The following is a 25201-nucleotide window of genomic DNA, read 5'->3' on the forward strand; positions in this document are numbered from 1 at the left end:
CGGGAGTCACCGATGTTACGTTCAACGCTAAACCGGTTTTTCGGCATGGCCGTGGTGATGCTGCTGGTGATGACCATCGTGTTTATCATTGTGCGCGTCACGCCTGGCGATCCGGCCGCCGTTATGCTCGGGCCTGATGCACTGCCTGCGGATATCGCTGCACTGCGCGAGCGCCTGGGGCTGAATCTGCCGCTCTTTTCACAGTTTATTCAATACCTGACGGGACTGGCACATGGCGATCTTGGGGAATCCATATTTCTGAATATTCCGGTGGGAGAGGCGTTATTACAGCGTGCGGAACCGACCTTTTTCCTCACGCTGATGGCACTAACCGTCGCCACGTTGCTGGCTATCCCGGTAGGAATACTTTCTGCCTATTACCGGAATTCGTGGTTTGACCAACTGGCGACGGCGGTTTCCATGTTTTCGGCAAGTATCCCGTCATTCTGGCTTGGACTGATTTTTATTCAGTACTTCGCGGTGCGACTCGGCTGGTTCGATACGTCTGGATACGGTGGGCCAGACGCCTCGTTTCAGGAGCGTATTGCGCATCTTATTTTGCCAGCAGCCTCGCTGGGGGCGGTGTGTTCGTCGCTGATTATGCGCTTTACGCGCGCCAGTATGCTCGATGTACTCAATGATGATTATGTTCGTACAGCCCGTGCGAAAGGGATGTCGGAATGCCGTGTCGTTGTCCATCACGCCTTCAAAAACGCGCTGATCCCGGTGTTAACCGTGATTGGCCTGACCGCCGCTTTACTGATTTCAGGGGCGATTGTCACCGAAACGGTGTTTGGCCTGCCAGGCGTCGGTAGCCTGACGGTGTCTGCGGTACTGCGCCGTGACTATCCGGTGATTCAGGGAACGTTGCTGGTGGTTTCGGGACTGTATGTGTTGATGAATTTTCTTATCGACATGCTCTATCTGGTCGTTGATCCGAGGGTTCGTTACTGATGGCTATGTCACTTTCTGTCGATTTGCCCCAGCATGGATTTCTGCGGCAGTTACTGTCACGCCCGGTGACAACGTTTGCCGCCACCGTACTGGTTATCCTGATTTTCTCGTCGGCATTTGCGCCGTGGATTGCACCCTTTGATCCAGCCAAATTGTCCATTATGCAGCGATTGTCGGCACCGGATTTGACCCATCTACTGGGTACCGACGAATTGGGGCGTGATGTGTTCTCACGTTTGCTATTTGCCGGACGCACCTCGTTACTGGTGGGCGTCGCCGTCGTGCTGTTCGCCTCATGCTTTGGTGTTTTGCTCGGATTGTTGGCGGGATATTTCCGCCGGCTTGATGCACCCGTATCGAGACTGATCGACGCCATGATGGCGTTCCCGGATATTTTGCTGGCGATTGCGCTGGTGGCGGCCTTGGGGCCGTCGGCTACCAACGTGGTGATCGCGTTGGGGATTGTTTATGCCCCACGCCTGGCGCGAGTCATTCGGGCCTCCACGCTGGTACTACGTGAATTGCCTTATGTTGAGGCCGCGAAAGCGCTCGCGGTGCCGACTCACGTTATTTTGCGTCGCCATATTCTGCGCAACCTCACCTCGCCGCTACTGGTACAGGGCACATTTATCTTTGCTAATGCCATTCTCGCCGAAGCAGGTTTGTCATTTCTCGGCGTGGGTATCTCTCCGGATATTCCGACCTGGGGCACCATGATCAGCCAGGGACGTCAGTACATTGATGCCGCAGGCTGGATCATGTTGTTTCCTGGCATTGCCATTGTGCTGACGGTGCTCTCGCTACAACTGCTGGGCGACGGGCTGCGTGACTTACTCGATCCACGACTTGCGAAAGGTATCTGATGAATACAATAAACCACCCGACTCAATCCTCTGGCCTGCTGATTAAATCAGTTAAACCCATCGGCTTTGTACAGACACCGATGGTCAGCCCGGCAGGAACGCTTGATATTTTGATTGGCGCAGATGGCCAGGTAAAGCAGGCCGCTGCTGAAATTGCCGCCGCCCCAGGCCTGCGCGAGATTAATGGCCAGGGACGCTGGATTTCCCCAGGCTGGACCGATTTGCACACCCATATCTGGTACGGCGGTACCGATATTTCGATTAAGCCCGAAACCTGCGGTCTTGCGCGTGGGGTCACCACGCTGGTGGACGCCGGTTCTGCGGGTGAAGCCACGTTCCACGGAATGCGCGAGCTGATTATTGAGAAAGCGAATGAAGATATTTTCGCCTTCCTGAATCTGGGGTCTATTGGCCTGGTGGCCTGTAACCGCGTCAGCGAATTAACCGATCTGAGTTCAGTCAATATCGATCGCATTGTGGCGACCGTGGAAGCGAATCGGGATTTGATAGTCGGGCTGAAGGTTAGAGCCAGCGGAACCATCACCCGTGGCTGGGATATTGCGCCCGTGAAGCTTGCGAAAAAACTCGGCAAAGTGCTGAAACTGCCGTTAATGGTACATGTTGGCGAACCGCTGCCGCTGTATGACGATGTGCTGCGTACATTGGGTGAGGGCGACATTATCACCCACTGTTTTAACGGCAAAGTCGGTGGTTCGATTATGGAAGATGAGGATCTTTATCAACTGGTCGAAGAGTCCCGCGATCGCGGCATTATTCTGGATGTCGGCCATGGTGGAGCCTCATTCTCTTTTGATGTGGCCAAAGCGGCGCTGAGTAACCGCTTGTTACCACACACCATTTCCACGGATATTCACAACCGTTCCATGAGCCGTTCGGTATGGGATATGCCCACCACCATGTCCAAACTGCTTTCATTGGGGATGTCGCATGAAGAGGTGATTGTGGCCTCAAGCGTGACGCCTCGCAAAGCGATCAATCGCCCGTATAACGATCTGTTAAAACCAGGGGTGCGAGCCAATTTCACTCTGTATGAACTTAATGATTCGGATCTGGTAGTACAGGATTCAAAAGGTATTCCCAGCGCATTAACACAGGTTTTTGATCCGGTCTTTGCGGTACTGGGCTCGAATGCCTGGGATGCGCAGCGCTATCAACCGGAAACCGCGCATCAGGGTTGCCCCAACTGCGGGTGCGCACGATGAATGACGATATCATTTTGTCAGTGCGTAATTTGCAGACCCGCTTTAAGACGAAATACAGCTCGGTCACGCCCGTGGACGGTGTCACTTTTGATCTGAAACGGGGGAAACGTTGGCGGTAGTGGGGGAGTCGGGTTCAGGGAAATCGGTCACCAGCTTGTCGATTATGGGATTGCTGGGGAAAACGGGCAGTATCAGCGGCGGTGAGATCCACTACCGCGACCGCCAGCAGCAGGTCCACACGCTCAGCGAGTTTGCACCTGCTCAGTTTCGCAAAATTCGGGGAGCCGAGATTTCGATGGTGTTCCAGGAACCGATGACCAGCCTGAACCCACTGTACACGGTGGGCGAGCAAATCATGGAGATGATCCGGCTTCATCAACCGATGTCTAAACAGCAGGCTCGTCGTCAGGCACTGGAAATTCTACAAAAGGTGGAGATCCCGGCGGCGGCAACAAGGCTGGATGATTATCCGCACTCGATGTCCGGTGGAATGCGCCAGCGGGTGATGATCGCCATGGCCTTGGCCTGCAACCCCTCATTGCTGATAGCTGACGAACCAACGACAGCTCTCGATGTGACGATTCAGGCGCAAATCCTCGATCTGTTAGAGCGCCTGCAACGCGAAATGAACATGAGCATTATCTTCATCACTCATAACCTCGGGGTGGTGGCGCAAATCGCGCAAAACGTGCTGGTGATGTACGCCGGACGCGTGGTGGAACAGGCTCCTGTTGAACAACTGTTTAGCCAGCCCAATCACCCCTATACGCGCGGGTTACTGGCGTGTATGCCCGGCAGCCAGCAAAGTGCTGCGGGGCCACTGTATGCCATTCCAGGCAACGTTCCTTCGCTGGCGAATTTGCCAAAAGGCTGTGCCTTCGCACCTCGTTGCGACAGGGCAAAAGAGGTTTGCACACGCATCCCGCCAGAACTGCGCCCGACCGGGCCGTACGCATTCTCACGTTGTCTCAGGAGTGATGAGCTATGACAGAGCCGTTGCTGCAGGTGGTTAACTTATGCCAGCACTTTCCTGCCAAAGCGGGGCGCACCGTTTACGCAGTGAATGACATCTCCTTTACTATCAAACGCGGCAGCACGGTGGGTCTGGTGGGGGAATCCGGCTCCGGGAAAACTACCGCCGGGCGCTCTCTGTTGCGTCTTGTTGAACCGACTTCCGGGCAGATCCATTTTGATGGTGTTGATTTGCTCGCACTCTCCAGAAAAGAGATGAACCGCTGGCGACAAAAAATGCAGATCATTTTTCAGGACCCGTATTCCAGCCTGAATCCCCGCATGAAAGTCAGCGATATTATCGGCGAAGCGCTGGATACCTGCGGCTATCCGAAAGGGGAAAAACGGGCAGCCCGCATTGAAGAGTTGCTGATGCGAGTGGGCTTACAACCGGAACACGCCACACGTTACCCCCATGAGTTTTCAGGCGGGCAGCGGCAGCGTATCGGTATTGCGCGCGCCATCGCGGTGGAGCCTGATTTTATTGTCGCGGATGAACCCGTTTCTGCGCTGGATGTCTCTGTGCAGGCGCAGATACTCAACTTGTTAAGTGAGCTACAGCAGTCGCTGGGGCTTACGCTGCTGTTTATCGCCCATGATCTCAGCGTGGTGGAGTATTTATGCGATGAGGTGATTGTGATGTATCTCGGGCGGATTATGGAACAAGGGCCGTGCCACGAGGTATATCGTCACCCTCGTCATCCGTACACTCAGGCGTTGCTTTCCGCCGCCCCCGTTCCAGATCCAACGCACAAAAAACCACGAATTGTGCTGAAAGGCGATATTCCCAGTCCTATTGATCCCCCCAGTGGCTGCGTGTTCCGCACCCGCTGTCAGTACGCCACCGAGGCGTGTGCCCGCGAGCTTCCATCTGCGCACACGCTAGACAATGGTCATGTGGTGCACTGCCTGCATCATGCGTTAATCCCGTCATCGCCACGTTAAGGGGCCGTTTATGTCGACACCGTATCAACAGCTCGCAAGTCTCGGGATCACGTTACCGGACTCGCCCGCACCGATTGCCAATTTTGTCTCCCACGTGAAGGTGGGGAATTTGCTGTTTTTGTCCGGGCAAGGGCCAGTCGAAGCCGATGGCTTTAAACATACCGGCAAAGTCGGCGCGACGGTTTCTGTCGAGCAGGCATACCAGCACGCGCAGCTCACCGGTATTAATTTACTGGCAGTGACCCACGAAGCGTTGGGCGATTTAGGCCGCGTCACAAAAATCGTGAAAGTGCTCGGTATGGTCAATGCCGAAAGCGAGTTCAAAGAACACCCCGGTGTCATTAACGGGTGCTCTGATTTACTGGTCAATGTATTTGGCGATAAAGGCGTTCATGCCCGTTCTGCCGTGGGTTTTGCTTCACTTCCCGATCAAATCACCGTGGAAATCGAAGCGATTATTGCTTTTGAATAAAACAGGAGAAAAGCCGTGAGCCGTTCCGATATCAGAGAGCGTTTGCAGTTACGCCCAGTGATTAATGTTGCGGGCACCATGACCTATTTAGGGTCGTCGATTGTGGTACCCGAGGCCATTGAGGCAATGAATCAGATACTGCCTGAATTTGTCGAGATGGCAGATTTACAGCGCCATGCGAGTAAAGTGATTTCCCGATTAACGGGCAGCGAAGCGGGTTTTATCACCACCTCCTGCGCCTCAGGGATTTCCATGGCGGTGGCGGGTTGTATGACGGGCGATGATCTGCTGGCTATTGAAAAACTGCCGCATTATCGCGGTGGCAAAAATGAAGTGATTGTTCAGGCCGGGCACCTGGTGAATTTCGGTGCACCGGTTGAGCAAGCTATTCGCCTGACCGGTGCCGAGGTGGTCAGCATCGGACAGGCGACAAGCTGTGCGCCTTATCAATTTGAAGGAGCGATAACCGAACGCACCGCTGCGGCGGTGTACGTTATTTCACACCATGCCGTTCACTATGGGCAGTTACCGTTGCCACTCTTTTGTGAAATTGCCCACCGCCATGGTGTGCCGGTCATTGTCGATGCGGCATCGGAATATGATCTGCGCCGTTTCCTGGCTGAAGGTGCAGATATCGTGCTCTATTCCGGGCACAAATTCCTCGGCGGCCCAACTTCAGGCATTGTGGCAGGGCACAAAGATCGGGTTCGTCACGCCTGGCTGCAAAATCGGGGCCTGGCTCGTGGGATGAAAGTCGGCAAAGAGAACATTATTGGCGCGCTTGCCGCACTTGAAGCCTGGGAGAAGCGCGACCATCAGGGAATACGTTTGCGTGAAAAGCAGATTTTGCAATTGTGGGAAAATGGACTGGCCGGGCGAGTGGGTGTCAGTGTTTCGCAAGAAGCCGATCCGACCGACAATCCTCTGGATCGTTGCAAAATAGCGCTTAATCCAGAGCTGGCGCGTATTACGGCCTGGGATTTTGCCGCCGAGCTTGCTGCAGGCTCACCGCCAATCATTGTGCGCGACCACCTGGTCGAGCATGGTTATCTGTATCTTGATCCCTGCAATTTACACCCCGAAGAAGAACATATTGTTTTAAAACGCATCATTGAAGTGCTTGACCAGGCGGCTAACGCACCCACCGCGCGTGTAACAAGCTGGCAGGAAAGGGTAGCCAGTAAACAAAAGGCGCTATTACAATGGCCCGATTAATTCCTGTAGCAAGGGCTGGAGAAATCGATGAGTGAAGTCAGTAACAAACGTTCTCGCACCAGTGGTATCGACAGGGCGTTACAGGTGCTTGATTTTTTGCAGCTTCAGCAACGACCCAGCACCTCCTATGAGATAGCCAAAGCGATTGATGCCCCTTTTTCGACCATCTATTCGGTAGTCGAAGATATGGTCAGTAAATCGCTGCTGGAAAGGCAAAGCAATGGCCTGATTTGGTTCGGACCGCGATTGTATTATTACGGGCTGAGCTGGAGCCGACACCTTGACCTATTGACCATTGCTACTCAGGAAATGGAACTGTTGAATGCGCAGTGTGGGGAAGTGGTTCAACTGTGTGGACGCGATAACGATGCCATGGTGGTACTGGCCATGGCGGAGGGTCACGACCATTTTCAGGTGGCCTCACGCACCGGAACGCGCATTCCGCTCAACTGGTCAGCTTCTGGCAAACTGTTGGTTGGGCATCTCCCATTTGAAGAAAAGCTAGAGCTGTTCAAGCGTTCGGCTCGTCAATCTCCCACCGGGCGTGCGGAAATTGATCCACAGGTTTTAGCCGAAGGGGCGACGCTCGCTTTGCAGCAACGTTTATCGGTGCAGGCTGGAGAGTCCGACTTTTCTGTAGCCTGCATTGCCGCACCGGTATGTGATACGAATGGAGCCTGCCAGATTACCGTTTCCATTGTGGTGCCCTTTAGCAAGCTGGAGCAGACCACTCCAGATCTTCGCCAACTGGTGCAACTGAGTGCGGAAAATATTGAGAATCGTCTGGGTTGGCGGAATCCCTGAGGTTTTTCAGGTTCAAATTCAGCCCGCTCAGGTTAATTTATCGACCAGATTACGACTCTGCTCGATCATCTTCATCCCTTCAATTTCGTTACGCTGAAGCAGAGCCATGAACAGTAAATCGGTCACGCATAGCTGTGCGCTGCGAGATGAAATGGACGAACTGCGCCAGCGCTGTTCGTCTGCAACCGTGTCGATACAGTAATCGGCTAGTTTTCTCAGTTCACTCTCCTGCAGGGACGTTATCGCCACCACAGCGGCACCTTTCGATTGGGCAACCTCAGCCGCAAGCAGCACTTCCCTACGTTGGCCGGAGAAAGATATCGCCAGCATCACATCCTGACGAGTCAGGGCTTGTGCAATGGTGAGTTGTACGTGGCTGTCGGTTTCAATCAGGACATTAAAGCCAATTTTCATCAGCTTCCAGGCGAGGTCTTTTCCCACAAGAGAAGAACCCCCGATGGCAACGATGTGAATGCGTTTCGCAGCCTGTAGCAGCCCAATAACCTTTTCAAGCTGGTCGGTATCAAGGCTGTCCGTTGTTTTTTGGATGGCGTTAAGCTTTTCATTGAGTAGCTTATTTGCCACGTCGAGAAGGGGATCCTGGCTGCTGATATCGTTGTGCAAATGGGGTGAGTGTTGCTTACGTTCGGTTACCTGTTTCCCCCACTCCTCCGCCAGCGCCACTTTTAACTTTGTGAAGCCCTGAAGCCCGAGCTTTTGGGCAAATTTGACAATGGCCGACTGGCTAACGCCGAGCGTTTGGGCCAATTGTTGTGAAGAAAGCTCTTTTAAAGCATCGGGACTATCAATGATGAAAATCGCAATTTTGCGCTCTCCGGGGTAAAACGGTCCATATTTTCGATCAATTTTTGACGGTACAGCACGGCGTTTCTCCACAAAAAATCGCTCGATCATTACCTTCTCGTGATTGAAAGGCAACCTTCAAAAGACGGATTTGAAGAAATTACTGAATAGTGTTTGACCGATAAAATGTATGAACCATGTCACATTTAACTGCAAGGAATTAAATATTCCTTTTAATTGATTATTGAATCATTAATTATTCCATTTAAAGGCTGGGCACTGGAACTTTAACGTTGCCATTTGGCATGAACAAATAGCGAGACAATAATGATGAAAATCGATTTAACAACCCTGACTACCGAAGGTCGCAATACTCACAGTGAAAACATCGACATGCTGTCTACCGAAGAGATGCTGCGGGTCATCAACCAGGAAGACCAAAAAGTGGCGCTGGCCGTTGAAAAGGTGATCCCGGCTATCACTCAGGCAGTCGATGCTATCGTTGCAGCTTTCCAGGAAGGAGGGCGCTTAATTTACTGCGGTGCGGGCACTTCAGGTCGCCTTGGAATTCTGGATGCCAGCGAATGCCCTCCAACCTACGGCACGCCGCGCGAGCAGGTTGTGGCGCTGATTGCGGGTGGCCACCAGGCCATTCTTCAGGCCGTTGAAAATGCAGAAGATAGCCTGACGATGGGCGTGGACGATTTAAAAAACCTGCAATTCAGTCAAAAAGATGTACTGGTAGGGATTGCCGCAAGCGGTCGTACACCTTACGTCGTCGCAGCACTCAACTATGCCAACAGCCTGGGCGCAACCACCGTTGCGCTGACCTGCAATGCGGGCAGTGAAATCACTCAAATAGCAAAGATTGCCATCATGCCTGTGGTAGGCGCGGAAGTGGTTACCGGGTCCTCACGTATGAAAGCCGGTACCGCACAAAAACTGGTACTGAACATGCTGACCACCGGAGCGATGATCCGCAGCGGCAAGGTCTACGGCAATCTGATGGTGGACGTGGAAGCGACCAATCTGAAGCTCGTTCAGCGTCAAATCAACATCGTTATGCAGGCTACGGATTGCGACCAGCAGACGGCCTCGGATGCGCTGGCTGCCTGTGATGGCCACTGCAAAACCGCCATCGTTATGGTGCTGGGTAAGTTGACCGCCGCGCAAGCTAAACAACTGTTAAATGATAACAATGGCTTTATTCGCAAGGCGTTAGCCAATACGGAGATCTAGCAATGGCGAAGATTACGGAACAATTAATTGCCACGATCCTGCAGTTGGTCGGCAATAAAAATAATATTCAGACCTGTGGGCACTGCATGACTCGCCTGCGTTTGACACTCAATAACGACCAGTTGATTGAGCATGACAAACTCAAGGCGCTGGCTGGGGTGCTGGGAGTGGTTAACGGTGACGATCAGTTGCAAATCATCCTTGGGCCCGGCAAAGCGCAAACCGCTGCTGAAATGATGAACACGATGCTGGCTAACGGAGCGGACGCAGCCTTTGAGCAGCCGAGCGTGGGTTCCGTTGCCAGTGACACTAAACAGAAGATGAAGGCAAAACAAAACAGCGTAGTGCATCAGTTCCTCGCTAAGTTTGCCACCATCTTTACGCCACTGATCCCGGGCTTTATCGCCGCGGGTATGCTGCTGGGTTTTGCGACGCTGATCGAACAAAGCCTTCTGGCGGACGCCGCCGTGAAGAATGCAACCATCGTGCATATCGTGGGTTACATGAAGATCTTCGGCAAGGGTTTGTTTACCTTCCTGCCTATTCTGATTGGTTATAACGCACAGAAAGCCTTTGGCGGTTCGGGCGTAAATGGGGCGATTATCGCTTCTTTATTCCTGCTGGGTTACAACCCAGAAGCGACGGTGGGATATTTCTCCGGCATTGATAACTTTTTCGGCATGGGCATTGATCCGCGCGGTAACATTATTGGTGTACTGATCGCGTCTATTCTGGGCGCGTGGATCGAGCGTCAGATCCGTAAAGTTGTCCCTGATAACCTGGATATGATTGTCACTTCACTGCTGACGCTGCTGATCACCGGAGCGTTGACCTTTACGCTGATCATGCCTTTTGGTGGCGAGCTGTTTAAAGGGATGTCCTGGCTGTTCCTGCACTTGAACGGTAACCCGTTTGGCTGTGCAATTCTTGCTGGGCTGTTCCTGATTGCGGTGGTGTTTGGCGTTCATCAGGGCTTTATCCCGGTCTACTTTGCGCTGATGGACGTGCAGGGCTTTAACTCACTGTTCCCGATTCTGGCGATGGCTGGCGGTGGGCAGGTCGGTGCAGCACTCGCGCTTTACTACCGCTCAGCTAAGCATTCCATGACACGTAATCAGGTGAAAGGGGCGATTATTCCTGGCCTGCTGGGCGTTGGCGAACCGCTCATCTACGCCGTAACTTTGCCACGCGTTAAGCCATTCGTAACGGCCTGTCTCGGCGGCGCGTGCGGCGGTTTCTTCATCGGCCTGGTGGCATGGCTTGGTCTGCCGATTGGCCTGAACACCGTATTTGGCCCGTCCGGTCTGGTTTCTCTGCCGTTGATGACATCCGCCCAGGGTATCTATGCCGGTATGGGGGTTTACGCAGCGGGAGTGCTTATCTCCTACGCTAGTGGCTTCATTATTACGTGGTTCTTTGGATACAAAGACGTTGATCTGACATAAGATCGAGGGCAGGCGGCATCCCCCAAAACTCACGTTGCCGCCTGCTTTTTCGAGGCTATTTGCACCTCACCTGTTGGCACTTCAGCGATATCTTTTACCAGAGGCTGTCACTGCATTATTACTGGGTTGCCCCACGATGCACCCAAACAAAAAAGCCCGCTTAAGTTTCCTTAAGCGGGCTCTCGAATTTGGCTCCTCTGACTGGACTCGAACCAGTGACATACGGATTAACAGTCCGCCGTTCTACCGACTGAACTACAGAGGAATCGGTTAACGGGGCGCATATTAGCGAGGCGTTTCAGGCTTGTCAAAGCCTCTCATCACGCTGTTGGTTCGTTTGCTGATAAAACAAGCAAACCGCCTCGTTTGACGCCACAGACATATCTTTACAGCACATTAGTTGCCAAACGGAGGTGACGGGCTAAGATATGCGGTTCAAATGGAGTGAAGAATTCATGTTAAAACAGCAGCAAATCGCAAAGTGGTTTTTGTTCCTGGCTTGTCTGGTGGTGTTAGTGTGCACCGCGCAGCGCATGGCCGGGATGCATGCTTTGCAAATGAAAGCTGCTCAGAGCGTGATGCTGACTCAAAACAGTGTTTCCGATGCTGATGAAGCATCAGCGGTGACGCCTTGTGAATTGAGCGCTAAATCGCTCCTTGCCTCGCCGCCGGTGCTGTTTGAAGCTGCGCTGTTTATCTTCAGCCTGATCGTGACGCTGCTTGCACCATTGTTGTCGAGATCTTCCTCCCTTGTCCCCGTTCGAGAATTTTCCTCCCCCACGCTCAGAGTCCATCTGAGATTTTGCGTATTCCGTGAATGAAACCGGCTGTTTAACACAGTTCGATAATTCATTTATGGAGAAAAAATATGTTGAGTCTTTTCAGGCAGACAGTGATCTGTCTATTACTGCTATGGGTGCCAGTCAGTTGGGCTGCACAATCCGGTTGGCTTCATTTTGCCGATAATAATCATGCGAGCGTGCGCCTGCGCGCTGACACTTCCCCGCAAGGCGAAACTCAGGTTTTGCTGGATGTAAAACTTGAGGATGGCTGGAAAACATACTGGCGCTCACCTGGCGATGGTGGCGTTGCGCCCACCATTACCTGGAATGAACCATTAAAAGCAGCCCAATGGTTTTGGCCAGTACCGCAACGGTTCGATGTGGCGGGGATCACCACTCAGGGTTATCAGCACCAGGTCAATATCCCGATAAAACTGGCAGATAAGCTACCGACAAAAATAGCCGGTGTACTGACGCTTTCGACTTGCAAAGATGTCTGCCTGTTGACCGATTTCCCCTTTGAAATCACACCGATGCAGGGTGATGCGACCTTTGCCCATGACTATGCGCAAGCAATGGGCAAGGTGCCGCTCCCGAATGGTCTGACGGATGTTCTGAAAGCCGGGTATCACAATGCAGAGTTAGTCGTGCAAGCCACTCGCAGCGCAGGCTGGCAAAAGCCTGAGCTGTATCTGGATACGCCGGAAGATGCCAGTTTCGGCAAACCCAAAATCCGTGTAGACGGTGAAACCCTGTGGGCAACGATCCCGGTCAGCGATGGCTGGGACGGTGTCGGTCCCGATCTGCGTGGACGCCATTTGTCACTGGTTATCGCCGATAACGGTGTCGCGCAGCAAAGCAGCGTGACGATAGATGCCGCGCCAATGGTGCCTGATGAGGGCGATGATTTAGCACTTTGGCAGGTGTTGCTGCTTGCCCTGTTGGGCGGATTTATCCTCAACCTGATGCCGTGTGTTTTGCCGGTACTTGGCATGAAATTAGGTTCGGTGCTGCTGGTGGAAAAGCAAGACCAGCGGCAGATACGCCAGCAGTTCCTCGCCTCGTTTGCCGGGATTCTGACTTCGTTTATGGCGCTGGCATTGTTGATGACCGTACTGCGCTTAACCCATCAGGCGGTGGGTTGGGGTATCCAGTTCCAGAACGTCTGGTTTATCGGCTTTATGGTGTTGGTGATGATGATATTCAGCGCCAACCTGTTCGGATTGTTTGAGATTCATTTGTCATCGAAAGTGACGACGAAACTCGCCACGCAGGGTGGAAGTGGCTTGAGCGGGCATTTCTGGCAGGGGGCGCTGGCGACGCTTTTGGCGACTCCCTGTAGCGCACCGTTTCTTGGAACTGCGGTCGCCATCGCATTGGGTGCCTCATTGCCAACGTTATGGGGAATTTTCTTCGCCTTAGGCGTGGGGATGAGCTTGCCGTGGCTGTTAATCGCCATGCGCCCGTCACTGGCACTACGCCTTCCGAAACCTGGGCGTTGGATGCTTTGGTTGCGCCGAATACTGGCGGTGATGATGCTGGGATCGGCGTTGTGGTTGGCCAGTTTGTTACCGGTGCATTTTAGCGCAACAGCCAACGGCCCAGCGGAAGAGAAGATCGCCTGGCAACCGTTAAGTGAGCAGGCCATTCAGGATGCCCTTGCTCAAAATAAACGTGTGTTTATTGATGTCACTGCCGACTGGTGTATCACCTGCAAAATAAACAAGTTAAATGTCATTGCTCGTGATGATGTGCAGGCCGCATTGCAGGAGCCTGATGTGGTTGCATTGCGTGGCGACTGGACGCTTCCTTCGAAGGAAATCACTGAGTTTCTCAAGCAACGTGGCCAGGCCGGTGTGCCGTTCAATCAAGTCTATGGGCCAAACTCTCCCGCTGGGAAGCCGCTCCCGACACTCTTAACGCGTGATGTTGTCCTGAATTCGCTCACTGAAGCAAAAGGAAATAAATAATGAAAATGCTTATGACGCTTTTGCTGTTAGTGGCGACGACTTTTGGCGCAAACGCCGCGACCTCATCCGACGAAGATCAGTTACAGGAAATGATTTACCAGGCGTTGTACCACGATCCGGCCAGCCCTCGGATGGGGGCTACAAATGCAAAACTGACCATTATCTCTTTTACTGATTACAACTGTCCGTACTGCAAACAGTTCGACCCGATGCTTGAAAAAGTGGTGCAGAAATATCCAGATGTGGCGGTGGTGTTCAAGCTGCTGCCTTTTCGCGGTGAATCTTCGTCGCTTGCCTCGCGAGTGGCTCTCACCACCTGGCGGGAACATCCGCAGGAGTTTCTGGCGCTGCATCAAAGCCTGATGTCGAAAAAGGGCAATCATACCGCGGCCACCATTGATGCTGCGGCTACAAAAAGTGGCTCAACGCGCGTCGAGCCGGATGAACTGAGCAGGGAGACGCTGAGCCTCAATCTGCAACTGGCACGGATTGTCGGCGTGCAAGGAACACCGGCTACGTTGGTTGGCGATACGTTTTTGGCGGGTGCAGTGCCGTGGGAATCTCTCGACGAACTGGTACAAGAGAAACGGGAGCAGGTTAATGACAAGTAAGCTGCGACGTTGGGGGCGAGAGGTGCTGGTTATCGCGCTGATCGTTATCACGATTGTGATCCTGATGGATGGGTGGCGTGCGCCAAAAATGCCAGCTTCCTTCGACAGCACCCCGCTGCATACGCTGGATGGGCAAACCATTACCCTGAATGCACTGAGTGAAGAGCGCCCGTTGCTACTCTATTTCTGGGCGAGTTGGTGTGGCGTGTGTCGCTACACTACGCCATCCATTGCGCGCCTGGTGGAAGAACAGTCCAACGTGATGTCTATCGCGTTGAGATCGGGCGAACCGCAGGAAGTCGCGCGTTGGCTTGCGCAGAAGAAGATAACGATTCCGGTGGTCAATGACGCTTCGGGCGAGTTATCCCGCAACTGGCAGATTGGCGTGACGCCTACGCTGGTGGTGCTTTACAAAGGAGAGGTGGTTTCTTCGACTACCGGCTGGACCAGCTATTGGGGGATGAAGTTCCGCCTGTGGTGGGCTGGCATATAAAGGAGAGTTCCACGTTTATCTGTATGTGCGCACTGTAATGGTGCGCGCATACCTCTTATGGGGCATAAGAGAACCCTTGTTTCAATCCTCATTCCCGCCGTTTAAATCACTTTCGCTTATTATCCAGCTTGTTAGCGCATCTGGTCGGATGTTTCTCAAAAGTGGCAAGTATATTGCAATTCTTAGCGTGACATCACTGCCGAAACTGGCGTTGGCATTCCGTGTAGGAGGCAAAATGAATTTAAGACGACTGAAGTACTTCGTAAAAATCGTCGATATTGGTAGCCTGACTCAGGCCGCAGAAGTGCTGCATATCGCGCAGCCAGCGCTGAGCCAGCAAGTTGCTACCCTTGAAGGTGAAATGGACCAGCAGCTGTTAATTCGCACCAAACGCGGCGTAACGCCAACAGAAGCAGGAAAAATCCTTTATACCCATGCGCGAACGATTCTTCGCCAGTGCGAACAGGCACAGTTGGCGGTTTGCAATGTGGGTCAAACAATCGGCGGGCAGGTGTCTATAGGACTTGCGCCCGGTACAGCGGCTTCATCTATTACCATGCCTTTATTGCAGGCAGTACGTGCGGAGTTACCCGACGTACTGGTCTATCTGCATGAGAACAGTAGTTCTGTCCTGAATGACAAGCTGTTAAGCGGCCAGCTTGACATGGCGGTCTTGTATGACCGTTCTCCAACGGCAGGCATCATTAGCCAACCGTTACTTAAAGAGGAGTTGTTTCTGGTCGGCACCCGCGACTGTCCAGGTCAGACAGTCGATCTCTGTGCGGTGGCCGAAATGAACCTATTCCTGCCGCGTGATTATAGTGCGGTTCGTAAACGTGTGGATGAAGCGTTCTCGTTGCGTCGCCTGACGGCAAAAATCACCGGCGAAATTGATTCTATCTCTACCCTGACGGCGGCAATTGCCAGTGGCATGGGCGTCACCGTGTTGCCAGAATCAGCGGCGCGATCGCTGGTGAGTTCCGCAAATGGTTGGATGGCTCGCATTACGAGTCCATCGCTGAATTTACCGCTCTCGGTGAATTTGTCGGCGCGCACCGCGTTGACGCCCCAGGCTCAGGCGGTAAAAGACATTTTAATGTCTTTAGTGGTTCGTCCTGTGCAAGAAAATCGCGAGCTGCTGTTAGTCGGCTAAGCCTGTGGGTAAATAGCGCTTATTGCTAAATCGAATAAGTTGCTGGTTTTTATTATTTGGTATCTCGGGGCCGCCACTTTAACAATAGTGTAAAGAACGGTCATGCCCCGGGGGCAATGTGAACTTCCAGCAACTAAAAATTATTCGTGAGGCGGCTCGGCGGGACTACAACCTGACCGAAGTCGCCAACATGCTTTTTACCTCTCAATCTGGCGTCAGCCGTCATATCCGTGAACTGGAAGAAGAGCTTGGTATCGAGATCTTTATTCGCCGTGGAAAGCGATTATTAGGTATGACGGAACCTGGCAAAGCCTTGCTGGTCATTGCCGAACGTATCCTTAATGAAGCCAGTAATGTACGGCGTCTGGCCGATGTGTTTACCAATGACGCCAGCGGCGTGCTGACGATTGCGACGACGCATACTCAGGCACGCTATAGCTTGCCGTCCGTGATTAAATCTTTCCGTGCGTTGTTTCCTGAAGTCCGTCTTGAATTAATTCAGGGTACGCCGCAAGAAATAGAAACGTTGTTGCATAACGGTACGGCGGATATTGGTATCGCCAGTGAACGATTGAGCACCGATCCGTTAGTGGTTGCCTATCCCTGGTTTCGTTGGTTCCACACCTTGCTGGTGCCGCACGGCCATCCATTGATTCATGCCAATCCCCTTACGCTCGACGATATCAGCCGCTGGCCGATTATTACCTATCGGCAGGGGATAACAGGGCGGGCGCGTATTGATGAAGCATTTTTACGCCGCGGGCTATCGCCTGATATTGTCCTGAGCGCGCAAGATTCTGATGTAGTGAAAACCTACGTTGAATTAGGGCTGGGTATTGGCCTGGTTGCGTTTCAGGCCAGCGGCGATGAAGGAGGGGAGTTGGTTCGGCTAGATACGCGTCATTTATTTGACGCCAACACGGTTTGGCTTGGACTCAAACGCGGGCAGCTCCAGCGTAATTACGTCTGGCGCTTTATCGAATTATGTAACCCGGAGCTCTCTGTTGCGGATATTAAGCGATTAGCACTTGAGCCTGAAGAAACCGTACTGGATTATCAAATTTGATGCTTTTATCCTTTTGGAGAGCTAATTTTTAGCCGTTTTGGGGCGCTAATTGCCTGAAGCGTGATCGGTACGGTGCAAAATTCAGCAAACGAAGCGCGGTGACCGAAAATTTCATTGACTCACCGCGTCAGGTAAGTAGAATGCAACGCATCGAACGGCAGCACAGCTTGCCAGAAGATAGTAAAATCAAATGATTAGCTTTAAGCTTCATTAAAATGATTTTGCGGGAATAGCTCAGTTGGTAGAGCACGACCTTGCCAAGGTCGGGGTCGCGAGTTCGAGTCTCGTTTCCCGCTCCAAATTTATGTAGCAGAGTTTCTGTTACAGCCTGCAAAGGTGAAAGGTTTTGGCGCGTTAGCAAAGCGGTTATGTAGCGGATTGCAAATCCGTCTAGTCCGGTTCGACTCCGGAACGCGCCTCCACTTTCTTCCCGAGCCCGGGTGGTGAAATCGGTAGACACAAGGGATTTAAAATCCCTCGGCGTACGCGCTGTGCGGGTTCAAGTCCCGCCCCGGGCACCATGGGAAACATCAGAATAATCAAAGCAATAAGCAGTGTCGTGAAACCACCTACGGGTGGTTTTTTTATGCCTGAAATTTGGGTGGGCACTGTTGCAAAGATCAACATCACTCTTCAGCTTTACTGCCGTTTTCACCCGTGACGCTAATCATGAACGTATTTAAAGCCCGACATTTCAGTCGAGATATCATTCTGTGGGCGGTACGCTGATACTGTAAGTACGATATCAATTATCGTGAGCTACAGGATATGCTGGCCGAACGTGGAGTCAACGTTGACCACGCCACGATTCACTTCAGGCAGCATAGACTTCCCTACACAGGATATGAGCGATGATACATGTTATTGGCCATCTTCATCCGGACAGTGATTCGGTTTGTACTGCATTTATGACCGCCCGCTGGCTGACGCTTCGTGGGCAAGAAGCACAGGCATGGCGTACTGGCGAAATAAATCGTGAAACGCAGTTTATTTTTGAGCATGCGGGTCTGCCGCTACCGGAATCTCTGTCTTTCTCTTTGGCTGATCGCGCGGTCTGGCTGGTTGACTTTACCGAGCCGGCCCAGGGCCCCGAATCACTGACTGACAGTAACATCGTCGGGATTATTGACCATCACCGCCTGGGAGGGCTGATAACCCGACTTCCCCCAGAGGTCTGGATAAAACCTGTCGGCAGCAGTGCAACAGTGTTATGGCAACTGATGTCACCATCTGTCAGAGACAATATTACACCTGCAGAAGCGATTCTTATGTTGGGTGCGGTCATGAGCGACACTGTGGACCTGCGCTCGCCGACAACAACCGAAGACGATCGTACGGCAACTGATGAACTCACCGTATTCGCAGGAATAGACCGGAGCTCATTTGTTGCCAGTCTCTTGACGGCCAAAACCAGTATTGAGGGCATGACCGCCAGACAGTTACTCAATAAAGATATTAAAACATTTGAGATCGATGGTATCCGGGTGCGCGTTGCTCAACTTGAACTTTACTCCCTGAGCCAGACAGAACAGGTCCTTGATGCGCTTCGCCGGGAAATGGATCAGCATGCTATAGAAACAGATGTGGAACTGGTTGTTTTGATGCTGACGGATATAAACGCCAGACGATCAGAACTCTATTTTTCCGGGGCTGCACTAATGAATGAGCCACAACCCTGTGTGGTGAATGGCATGTTAAGCCGAAAAAAACAGCTTCTCCCTTGGCTACAAAAGCATCTTCATCAACACCGGGGTAAATCGTGACTGGCGGCTCACCCTTCCTCTGTGTCGCTCATTTTTAAGGTGCTGTTGTCAGTGCCAGAACCGGGTAGCTCTCACTACCCGGTTAATGATTACATCGCTGTGGCTTTTTCCTGTAACAGTTCATAGCAGGTTGCATAATGTTTAAGAAACCACGTTTTGCAACCTTCATCCATATTTCCTGTGATTGCATCCGGACAAAGGTATCGACCCTGAGAGCGCATCCGGGCAAAACTTAATGCAATAAAATCTAAATCTTTGGAAGATACAATAGACTTATTATTTACTAGCTGCATGCATTTCTCCTGTATTGGCCTGTGTTGGGCAAACCAGAAAATGAATATGAAGCTGTAGTAAGTATGGTTCAAAAAACACTGAACGATATTATTTCACTATCAGAAAGAGAACCGAAATATCAACGTGTTGTATCAATAGCCAGGATGAGACATCCAGGTCTGCCCGCTATTTAGGTGGTCGCTGAAGATCATGAGTATGTTTATAGCGTATTGGACAGGTGCTTACTGGCGTGGTTGATTTGCCCGGAACCGGCTTTATCGTAGGAAGGGGCGTTATTCACATCACTCGTTAACGGCACCCCTCAGAGGAAGCCGTTAACTTATAAGGATTAGTTCTACATTATGGATGACTACTATTTGTAGAGGACTGCAGTTCCGTATGTCTGGTCTCCAAATCTACTCTCAGAAATTATTTTATAACCTGTCGCGCCTTTATGAGTGGCTTCTTTACCAATGAAAGCCTCTACATCATCAGAGGAATCTCCCCAGACAGAGATAGTACCTATCTGTTGCTGATGAGTAGCTCCAGGGGCTAACTCTTTGGCTGGCGTAATTGTGGCTGCAGCCATGGTCACTATCGGAAGTGCCATAAAAGCCGCTATTACAGAAAAACACATTAGTCTTTTCATCATGACTTCCTCGTAAGCCTCAAGCTGCTGAGAGCTCAGAATCAATTAGCATTTTAAAGTGTAGATGCTAAGAGAAGAGAGTGAAAAAACTATGGAATGTGCTCAGTTTTATACCCATCACACGTCCTGAATACGCTTGCCATCAGCGAATTATCCAGACCATACCACTGCCTCTTAAACTTCCGACTTTCTCGCTGTCAGAGTGAAATACGCCTTTAAGAATTATTAAATTATTTCTGGAAATTATTAACCAATAATATCATGAGCGATTGATGCTAAAAAATTAATGTCAATAATTGAATGTGTATTTTGGGGGTTGTGAATAAATTTGTGAGTCATAAATAAATAAATGACGTCTTCGTAATGTTTTTCCAACGATTTATCATAAATCTATGCACAACTCATGGCGTTACGATGCATATGCTGGTGATGTAAGTTCATTATATTTAAAGATATTTGTGCGTTGTTTTCTCACGACCATTCTGGTTGTCGATGTGAGTCGATGGCTGGAAACCCCCTGCAGTGCCGCATATCTACAACCATAAATATTATGGCATCAACCACATCACTTTTTGGGTTTTCATTAAGTCATTTAATCCTTTTTGTTAAATGAATCACAACCCGTTCATGCAAAAAAATAACGAACTCCAAAAAAGGTTCCATTATGAATAAGCTTCTTTATCGACTGATTTTTAATAAAGCTCGCGGGATGCTGATGGCCGTACCTGAGTATGCGTCCTCCTGTTCATGTCGATCAGACCGAATGACTACTGAAGCCGTTGCGCCGAAAAATGTTCCCGGTACAACATCCTCGCGCTCCCTGAAAAAAACGCTCATTGCCCAGGCTATTGCTGTTGGGTTGCTGGTTCCTTTGCCTTCTTATGCAAGCACCTCTGTGTCGTTGCTTCCGTTGGCGATTGACCTGGCAGAGGATAACAACCTGGTGGTGGCGCAGGGTGTCACGAAGGACATGAACGATGGCAGCACGCAAACCTACGGTGAAGTGACGGTCGATGGAACTCTCAACATCACCGAGGGTAGCGATTTGGTCAGTGGGGTTGTGGATGGTGCCAAAACATACAACGCCATTATCGGCGATGCAGCGGGAAGGTCTGGCACGGTAAACGTCAGCGGCGAAGGCTCAACCTGGATACACAATGAAGATTTTATCACCGTCGGGAGCTACGGTTCCGGGCAGTTGAATGTATCAAAGGGTGGTTATGTCGAAAGCGGGTATCTCTCCATCGGCAACTACACCGGTTCATCAGGCACGGTAAACGTGAGTGGCAGCGGCTCGGAACTTAAGGTCCACGACAATATTTATCTGGGAAGACGCGGTGGTGCCAGCAATAACGGTGAAGGTGGAGAAGGGGTTCTCAATATTACCGAGGGCGCAATCGTTACCGCTGGCGGGACCTATGTTGGGTACGAAGGCACCGGTACTGTCAATATTTCGGGAGGCAGTACCCTTACCAATGGCGATGGTGTGATTGGGCATCAATCCGGTTCCACCGGTACCGTCAACGTCAGTGATGGCTCGACCTGGAATAACACAGGCGATCTCATTCTTGGCTTTACAGGCCAGGACGACACCCAGGGACTTGGCGCTGCGGAAGGTGTGCTCAATATCTCAGGTGGCAGCACGGTCACCGCGGAAAATCTCTATGTTGGGAATGGGGGGACAGGCGTCGTGAACCTTACGGATAACAGTCAGCTCATCACGGGCGGGCCGAGTTCACTGGGTTGGTATGACAGCTATGACTCACAAACTGCCGGGTCCGGTACGGTCAATGTTGACGATTCGACCTGGACGAACAACGGAGATCTCCTTGTTGGGCAAGCAGGTTACGGTGAGCTCAATATCACAAATGGTGGCAAAGTGTCGGCCGCCAATCTCTATGTCGGGGAATGGTCTACAGCCACGGGGGTGATTACCGTCACGGGTGGCAGCCAGTTTGAGACTGCCAACGCGCAGTTGGGTCTCGAACACGGTTCCACTGGCACCGTCACTGTCAGCGGTGCAGGTTCAAGCTGGAATAACACGGAACACATTACGGTCGGCAGCCATGGGGAAGGAACACTCAATATTTCAGATGGCGGGACGGTGACCACGGGCGGCGACCTCTATGCCGGGTATTATTCAGATGGTACAGGGACGGTCAACATCTCGGAAGGCGGTTCTCTGCACACAACCAATGGCTTCATTGGGACTCTCGATTCTACGGGGACGGTCACCGTCAGTGGTGACAATTCCACCTGGCAAAACAGCGATAATTTATTTGTTGGCTATGGCGCAAGCCAGGGTTCACTGGTTATCACCCATGGCGGAACGGTCACGACCGGGCACGCCACCGTAGGTACCAATGGCACGCTGACCATCGACTCTGATTCCACGCTGGATGTCAGTAACTCCTTCACCATGAATGAGGGGGCGACGCTCAACGTCATGCTTGACGCCAACGCCAGCGGGCCGCTTATCACGGCAGATTCAGCAACGCTTGATGGCAATCTGGTGTTTGAAGGTTTTGCCGCAGGTGAAAGCGTCATGACGTCCTCTTCGGCAACAACGCATGAATTTGTGTTGATCGACACCGATAACACCATCAACGGTGATTTCGATAATCAATCGACATCGACGGATGATGGCATTGATTACCTGGTGTCCAAAGGCTATCTCTCCGAAGACGGAACCGATTACAACCTTGGCTTTAAACTGGCCTGGACTGACGGCGGTGCGCAGCAGGGTACAGGCACCTTTACGCTGGCAGAAGGGACTGCTTTTGATGTGGATGTGGTGCTGGCGGATCAGGATCCCTCTGTCACTTATGCAAGCGGCTGGGATGGTAAGAGTCTGACCAAAGAAGGTGATGGATTACTGGTTCTGTCAGCGGCCAATACTTATACCGGCGGCACGACGCTTAATGGTGGCACGCTGCAATTGAGCGGCGAGGGGACGTTGGGGAATATCAATAACACCACGACTGTCACCAACGGTACGTTGGACCTGGGGGGAACGACCCAAACTCAGGCCACGCTGAACCAGTCCGGCGGCACGGTGCAGAGTGGCACGATGAATGTCGGCACCTATCAGCTTACCGGCGGTACGCTGGCGACAGATGCCACGGTATATGCCAGCACTTACGATTTCCAGTCTGGGACCGTGAACGGGCAGATACAGGGCGGTGATTTAACCAAAACCACCGACGGCACAGTGACTCTCGCCGGATCCGGTTCATCTGTGGATAGCGTGGACGTGCAACAGGGAACGCTGGTGTTCGTGCAAAATGAAAGCGCGGATGCCTCGCAGATCGCCACATTCAGCACGACCGGCAATTACACCACCCAAAGTGGAGCCACTACGGATGTCGGGCAAGGCGGCTCGACCCTGAATGTGGGGGGCGATCTTGTTCAGGAGGAGGGCTCGACCCTGGCCGTTACGTTGAATGACGGCGCCCCTGTCGTGAATGTCACGGGGACCGCAACGCTTGATGGTGAAATCGCTATCTCAGGTTTTGCCGTGGAACAGGATGGATCAATGGTCAGTTCCAGCGAGCTGACCGGGACGTCATACGGGATAATCCATGCGGATGGGGGGATCACCAGTGGTGCTGAAATTTCGGGTATTCCGGATTATTTAACAGGGACCACCGCTTTATCATCGGATAACAAAGATTACAGCATCAGCTTTGACCTGGCCTGGGACTCCGGCAGCAGTGGCACGTTCACCGTTGCGGAAGGGACCGGGTTTGAAGTCGATACGGTTCTTGCCGATCAGTCCGGCGAGACTTCCGAGAGTTGGGATGGCAAAAGCTTGACCAAGTCGGGGGAGGGGATTTTGGTGCTCTCGGCCCAGAATACTTACACCGGCACGACGACGGTCACCGACGGGGTATTGCGTACTGATGTGGAGAACGCGTTCTCCAGCAGTAGCGAAATATCAGTGACGGGCGGTGTGCTTGACCTGAATGGCTATGACCAGCAGGTGAATGACATGTCAGTCGCGCAGGACGGCCAGGTACAGTTGAACGGTGCTGACTTAACGGCAGACACCTTGACGCTTGCCGGTGATATCTCCTTCGGGGCACCCACGACGCCTGCTGTAATGACTGAGAGCACCTTGACGGAAGGGCGCACAATAACCGTCAACAACTGGGTCGGCGAGGGGGGCTCGGTTGAGCTCTACACCGTATTTGGTGGCGATGATTCAGTGACCGACAAAATCGTGATTGATGGCGGTACGGCTACCGGAGATACCGGGCTGGTTATTCGTCACGGCGGCGGTGAAGGTGCGCAGACGGACCAGGGGATCCTGGTTGTTGATGCCATTAATGGGGCGACGACGGACGACGCGTTCTATCTGTCCTCGGAATCTGACGGTTATCGTTCAGGTTACGATTCGATTGCCGCCGGAGCCTATGATTATCAACTGGTTCAAGGGGGTAATGGCGGCGAAGCGGATGACTGGTACCTTACCTCATCAGGTTCTGACTCAGGCGATGTGACCCATTATCGCCCGGAAGTGGGGGCGTACCTGAATAACAAACATATTGTGTCGAAACTGCAGACCCACACGCTGCATGACCGTCAAACCCCAGGCATTGCAGTAGACACTCCTGAATCAGAAGGTGTATGGGTGCGTATTGCCGGAGGTGGCACTGAGCGTACCGGGGCGGGCGGCCAGGAGCTGTCTGAGTCGTATTCTCTTATTCACGGCGGCGGTGATTTCCTGAGTATCAGCGACGGGGGCGATGGCATCTTCCGTGCGGGGGCGATGGGGCAGTATGCTTCATCCCGTAACGACTCGAAAAACCAGGAAGGCATCACGGCAGACGGCGAAGTCAGTGGCTACAGCGTGGGTCTGTATGGTACCTGGTACGGGCAGGCTGATGGCCGGACCGGGCCGTATGTCGACACCTGGCTGATGTATGGTCAGTTCGATAACGAAGTGAAAGGGCAAGGCCTGGACAGTGAAAATTACGACTCGGAAGACCTGTCGCTTTCACTGGAAGCCGGTTACGCATTCCAGGTTGGCGAGCAGACGTTCCTTGAGCCGCAAGCGCAGATTATTCACTCTAATTATCAGTCAGATACTTACACCGAACATACCGGTACCGTGGTATCGGATATGTCGGATAAAACAACGACGACCCGACTGGGGGTACGTCTGAGTCATGATTTGACGGAAAGTAATATGCAGCTGAAATTGTACAGTGAAGCAAACTGGTGGCATGGCCCTGGTTCGCAAAGCATGACATTCGATGGTGTAACAGTACAAGACTCCCTGCCGGATGATCGTTTCGAAGCGAAGTTCGGCGTACAAGGCCAGATTAACAAATCGGTCAGCGTATGGGGGACGGTGGGCTTAGAAGCCGGTTCTGAGGATTACCGTGCGGGCACGGCGTTGGTCGGTGTTCGTTACACCTGGTAAGAGTCGGTACAAAGGGGCGGCAACGCCCCTTTTAAAGA

At 52.2% G+C, this 25201-nt stretch carries 20 protein-coding genes, 4 tRNA genes and 2 pseudogenes; 22 read left to right on the forward strand and 4 right to left on the reverse strand.

Going from position 1 to position 25201, the window contains the following annotated elements; all coding sequences use genetic code 11:
- Positions 1-12 precede the first annotated feature (12 nt).
- The 8 genes and pseudogenes from RHD99_RS09190 to RHD99_RS09225 all read left to right on the forward strand — a co-directional run bounded on the left by RHD99_RS09190 (position 13) and on the right by RHD99_RS09225 (position 7487).
- The gene (locus tag RHD99_RS09190) at positions 13-954 is read left to right on the forward strand and encodes an ABC transporter permease (RefSeq protein WP_309878517.1); all 942 of its coding nucleotides are present in this window, start codon (positions 13-15) and stop codon (positions 952-954) included.
- A complete protein-coding gene (locus RHD99_RS09195) occupies positions 954-1817 on the forward strand; it encodes an ABC transporter permease (protein ID WP_309878518.1) in 864 nt (287 codons plus the stop codon). The genes RHD99_RS09190 and RHD99_RS09195 overlap by 1 nt, the downstream gene beginning before the upstream one ends.
- On the forward strand, positions 1817-3040 hold the full coding sequence (locus RHD99_RS09200) for an amidohydrolase/deacetylase family metallohydrolase (protein WP_309878520.1): 1224 nt from the start codon (positions 1817-1819) through the stop codon (positions 3038-3040). The genes RHD99_RS09195 and RHD99_RS09200 overlap by 1 nt, the downstream gene beginning before the upstream one ends.
- Positions 3037-4028: pseudogene (locus RHD99_RS09205) on the forward strand (ABC transporter ATP-binding protein). The gene RHD99_RS09200 and the pseudogene RHD99_RS09205 overlap by 4 nt, the downstream one beginning before the upstream one ends.
- Complete coding sequence (locus tag RHD99_RS09210) at positions 4025-4996, forward strand: ABC transporter ATP-binding protein (RefSeq protein WP_309878521.1); 972 nt, start codon at positions 4025-4027, stop codon at positions 4994-4996. The pseudogene RHD99_RS09205 and the gene RHD99_RS09210 overlap by 4 nt, the downstream one beginning before the upstream one ends.
- Before the next feature lie 10 nt (positions 4997-5006).
- A complete protein-coding gene (locus RHD99_RS09215; RefSeq protein ID WP_309878522.1) occupies positions 5007-5468 on the forward strand; it encodes a RidA family protein in 462 nt (153 codons plus the stop codon).
- 15 nt (positions 5469-5483) lie between these two features.
- Positions 5484-6683 carry an aminotransferase class V-fold PLP-dependent enzyme gene (locus tag RHD99_RS09220; protein ID WP_309878523.1) on the forward strand — a complete coding sequence of 400 codons (1200 nt, stop codon included), beginning with the start codon at positions 5484-5486 and terminating at the stop codon, positions 6681-6683.
- Between the two features lie 27 nt (positions 6684-6710).
- A complete protein-coding gene (locus tag RHD99_RS09225) occupies positions 6711-7487 on the forward strand; it encodes an IclR family transcriptional regulator (protein ID WP_309878524.1) in 777 nt (258 codons plus the stop codon).
- Positions 7488-7514: 27 nt separating this feature from the next.
- Here the strand turns inward: RHD99_RS09225 and RHD99_RS09230 are convergent, their stop codons facing one another.
- Entirely contained in the window at positions 7515-8402 is an 888-nt protein-coding gene (locus tag RHD99_RS09230; RefSeq protein WP_309878525.1) for an SIS domain-containing protein, read from the reverse strand.
- Positions 8403-8621: 219 nt separating this feature from the next.
- Here RHD99_RS09230 and murQ point away from each other — a divergent pair, with 219 nt between their 5' ends.
- Together murQ and murP are read left to right on the forward strand one after the other, a co-directional pair.
- Positions 8622-9530, forward strand: coding sequence for an N-acetylmuramic acid 6-phosphate etherase (gene murQ, locus RHD99_RS09235; protein ID WP_309879124.1), 909 nt, complete (start codon positions 8622-8624; stop codon positions 9528-9530).
- A gap of 2 nt (positions 9531-9532) precedes the next feature.
- Positions 9533-10975, forward strand: coding sequence for a PTS N-acetylmuramic acid transporter subunit IIBC (murP, locus tag RHD99_RS09240; protein WP_183269672.1), 1443 nt, complete (start codon positions 9533-9535; stop codon positions 10973-10975).
- A gap of 189 nt (positions 10976-11164) precedes the next feature.
- On the opposite strand, the gene RHD99_RS09245 is transcribed toward murP, so the two are convergent.
- Positions 11165-11240 (reverse strand) — tRNA-Asn (locus tag RHD99_RS09245).
- Positions 11241-11430: 190 nt separating this feature from the next.
- Here RHD99_RS09245 and RHD99_RS09250 point away from each other — a divergent pair.
- The 11 genes and pseudogenes from RHD99_RS09250 (at position 11431) to RHD99_RS09300 (ending at position 18813) form a co-directional block, all read left to right on the forward strand.
- Positions 11431-11796, forward strand: a complete 366-nt coding sequence (locus RHD99_RS09250; protein WP_309878526.1) for a copper resistance protein — start codon at positions 11431-11433, stop codon at positions 11794-11796.
- A 47-nt stretch (positions 11797-11843) separates the two neighbouring features.
- Complete coding sequence (locus tag RHD99_RS09255; protein ID WP_309878527.1) at positions 11844-13727, forward strand: protein-disulfide reductase DsbD family protein; 1884 nt, start codon at positions 11844-11846, stop codon at positions 13725-13727.
- Positions 13727-14338: a DsbA family protein gene (locus RHD99_RS09260; RefSeq protein WP_309878528.1), complete on the forward strand. Its 612-nt coding sequence runs from the start codon at positions 13727-13729 to the stop codon at positions 14336-14338. Before RHD99_RS09255 ends, RHD99_RS09260 begins: the two co-directional genes overlap by 1 nt.
- The gene (locus RHD99_RS09265) at positions 14328-14831 is read left to right on the forward strand and encodes a protein disulfide oxidoreductase (protein ID WP_309878529.1); all 504 of its coding nucleotides are present in this window, start codon (positions 14328-14330) and stop codon (positions 14829-14831) included. The genes RHD99_RS09260 and RHD99_RS09265 overlap by 11 nt, the downstream gene beginning before the upstream one ends.
- Positions 14832-15066: 235 nt before the next feature.
- Positions 15067-15984: a nitrogen assimilation transcriptional regulator NAC gene (gene nac / locus RHD99_RS09270; RefSeq protein ID WP_183269667.1), complete on the forward strand. Its 918-nt coding sequence runs from the start codon at positions 15067-15069 to the stop codon at positions 15982-15984.
- Positions 15985-16102: 118 nt separating this feature from the next.
- Positions 16103-17050 carry an HTH-type transcriptional regulator Cbl gene (cbl, locus tag RHD99_RS09275; RefSeq protein ID WP_309878530.1) on the forward strand — a complete coding sequence of 316 codons (948 nt, stop codon included), beginning with the start codon at positions 16103-16105 and terminating at the stop codon, positions 17048-17050.
- A 223-nt stretch (positions 17051-17273) separates the two neighbouring features.
- Positions 17274-17349: transfer RNA gene (locus RHD99_RS09280), tRNA-Gly, on the forward strand.
- Between the two features lie 49 nt (positions 17350-17398).
- A tRNA-Cys gene (locus RHD99_RS09285) sits at positions 17399-17472 on the forward strand.
- Positions 17473-17484: 12 nt separating this feature from the next.
- Positions 17485-17571, forward strand: a tRNA-Leu gene (locus RHD99_RS09290).
- Positions 17572-17719: 148 nt separating this feature from the next.
- Positions 17720-17863 (forward strand): annotated as a pseudogene (locus RHD99_RS09295) (IS6 family transposase); the annotation flags it as partial.
- A gap of 38 nt (positions 17864-17901) precedes the next feature.
- Positions 17902-18813 (forward strand): manganese-dependent inorganic pyrophosphatase, encoded by a 912-nt coding sequence (locus RHD99_RS09300; RefSeq protein ID WP_309878531.1) that lies wholly within the window; start codon positions 17902-17904, stop codon positions 18811-18813.
- A gap of 89 nt (positions 18814-18902) precedes the next feature.
- On the opposite strand, the gene RHD99_RS09305 is transcribed toward RHD99_RS09300, so the two are convergent.
- Together RHD99_RS09305 and RHD99_RS09310 are read right to left on the reverse strand one after the other, a co-directional pair.
- Positions 18903-19106, reverse strand: a complete 204-nt coding sequence (locus RHD99_RS09305) for a hypothetical protein (protein WP_309878532.1) — start codon at positions 19104-19106, stop codon at positions 18903-18905.
- A gap of 353 nt (positions 19107-19459) precedes the next feature.
- On the reverse strand, positions 19460-19738 hold the full coding sequence (locus RHD99_RS09310; protein WP_309878533.1) for a YdgH/BhsA/McbA family protein: 279 nt from the start codon (positions 19736-19738) through the stop codon (positions 19460-19462).
- Between the two features lie 661 nt (positions 19739-20399).
- Here RHD99_RS09310 and RHD99_RS09315 point away from each other — a divergent pair.
- Positions 20400-25163: an autotransporter outer membrane beta-barrel domain-containing protein gene (locus tag RHD99_RS09315; RefSeq protein ID WP_309878534.1), complete on the forward strand. Its 4764-nt coding sequence runs from the start codon at positions 20400-20402 to the stop codon at positions 25161-25163.
- Positions 25164-25201 lie beyond the last annotated feature (38 nt).

Origin of the sequence: Buttiauxella selenatireducens (assembly GCF_031432975.1) — a bacterium.
Lineage (GTDB): Bacteria > Pseudomonadota > Gammaproteobacteria > Enterobacterales > Enterobacteriaceae > Buttiauxella > Buttiauxella selenatireducens.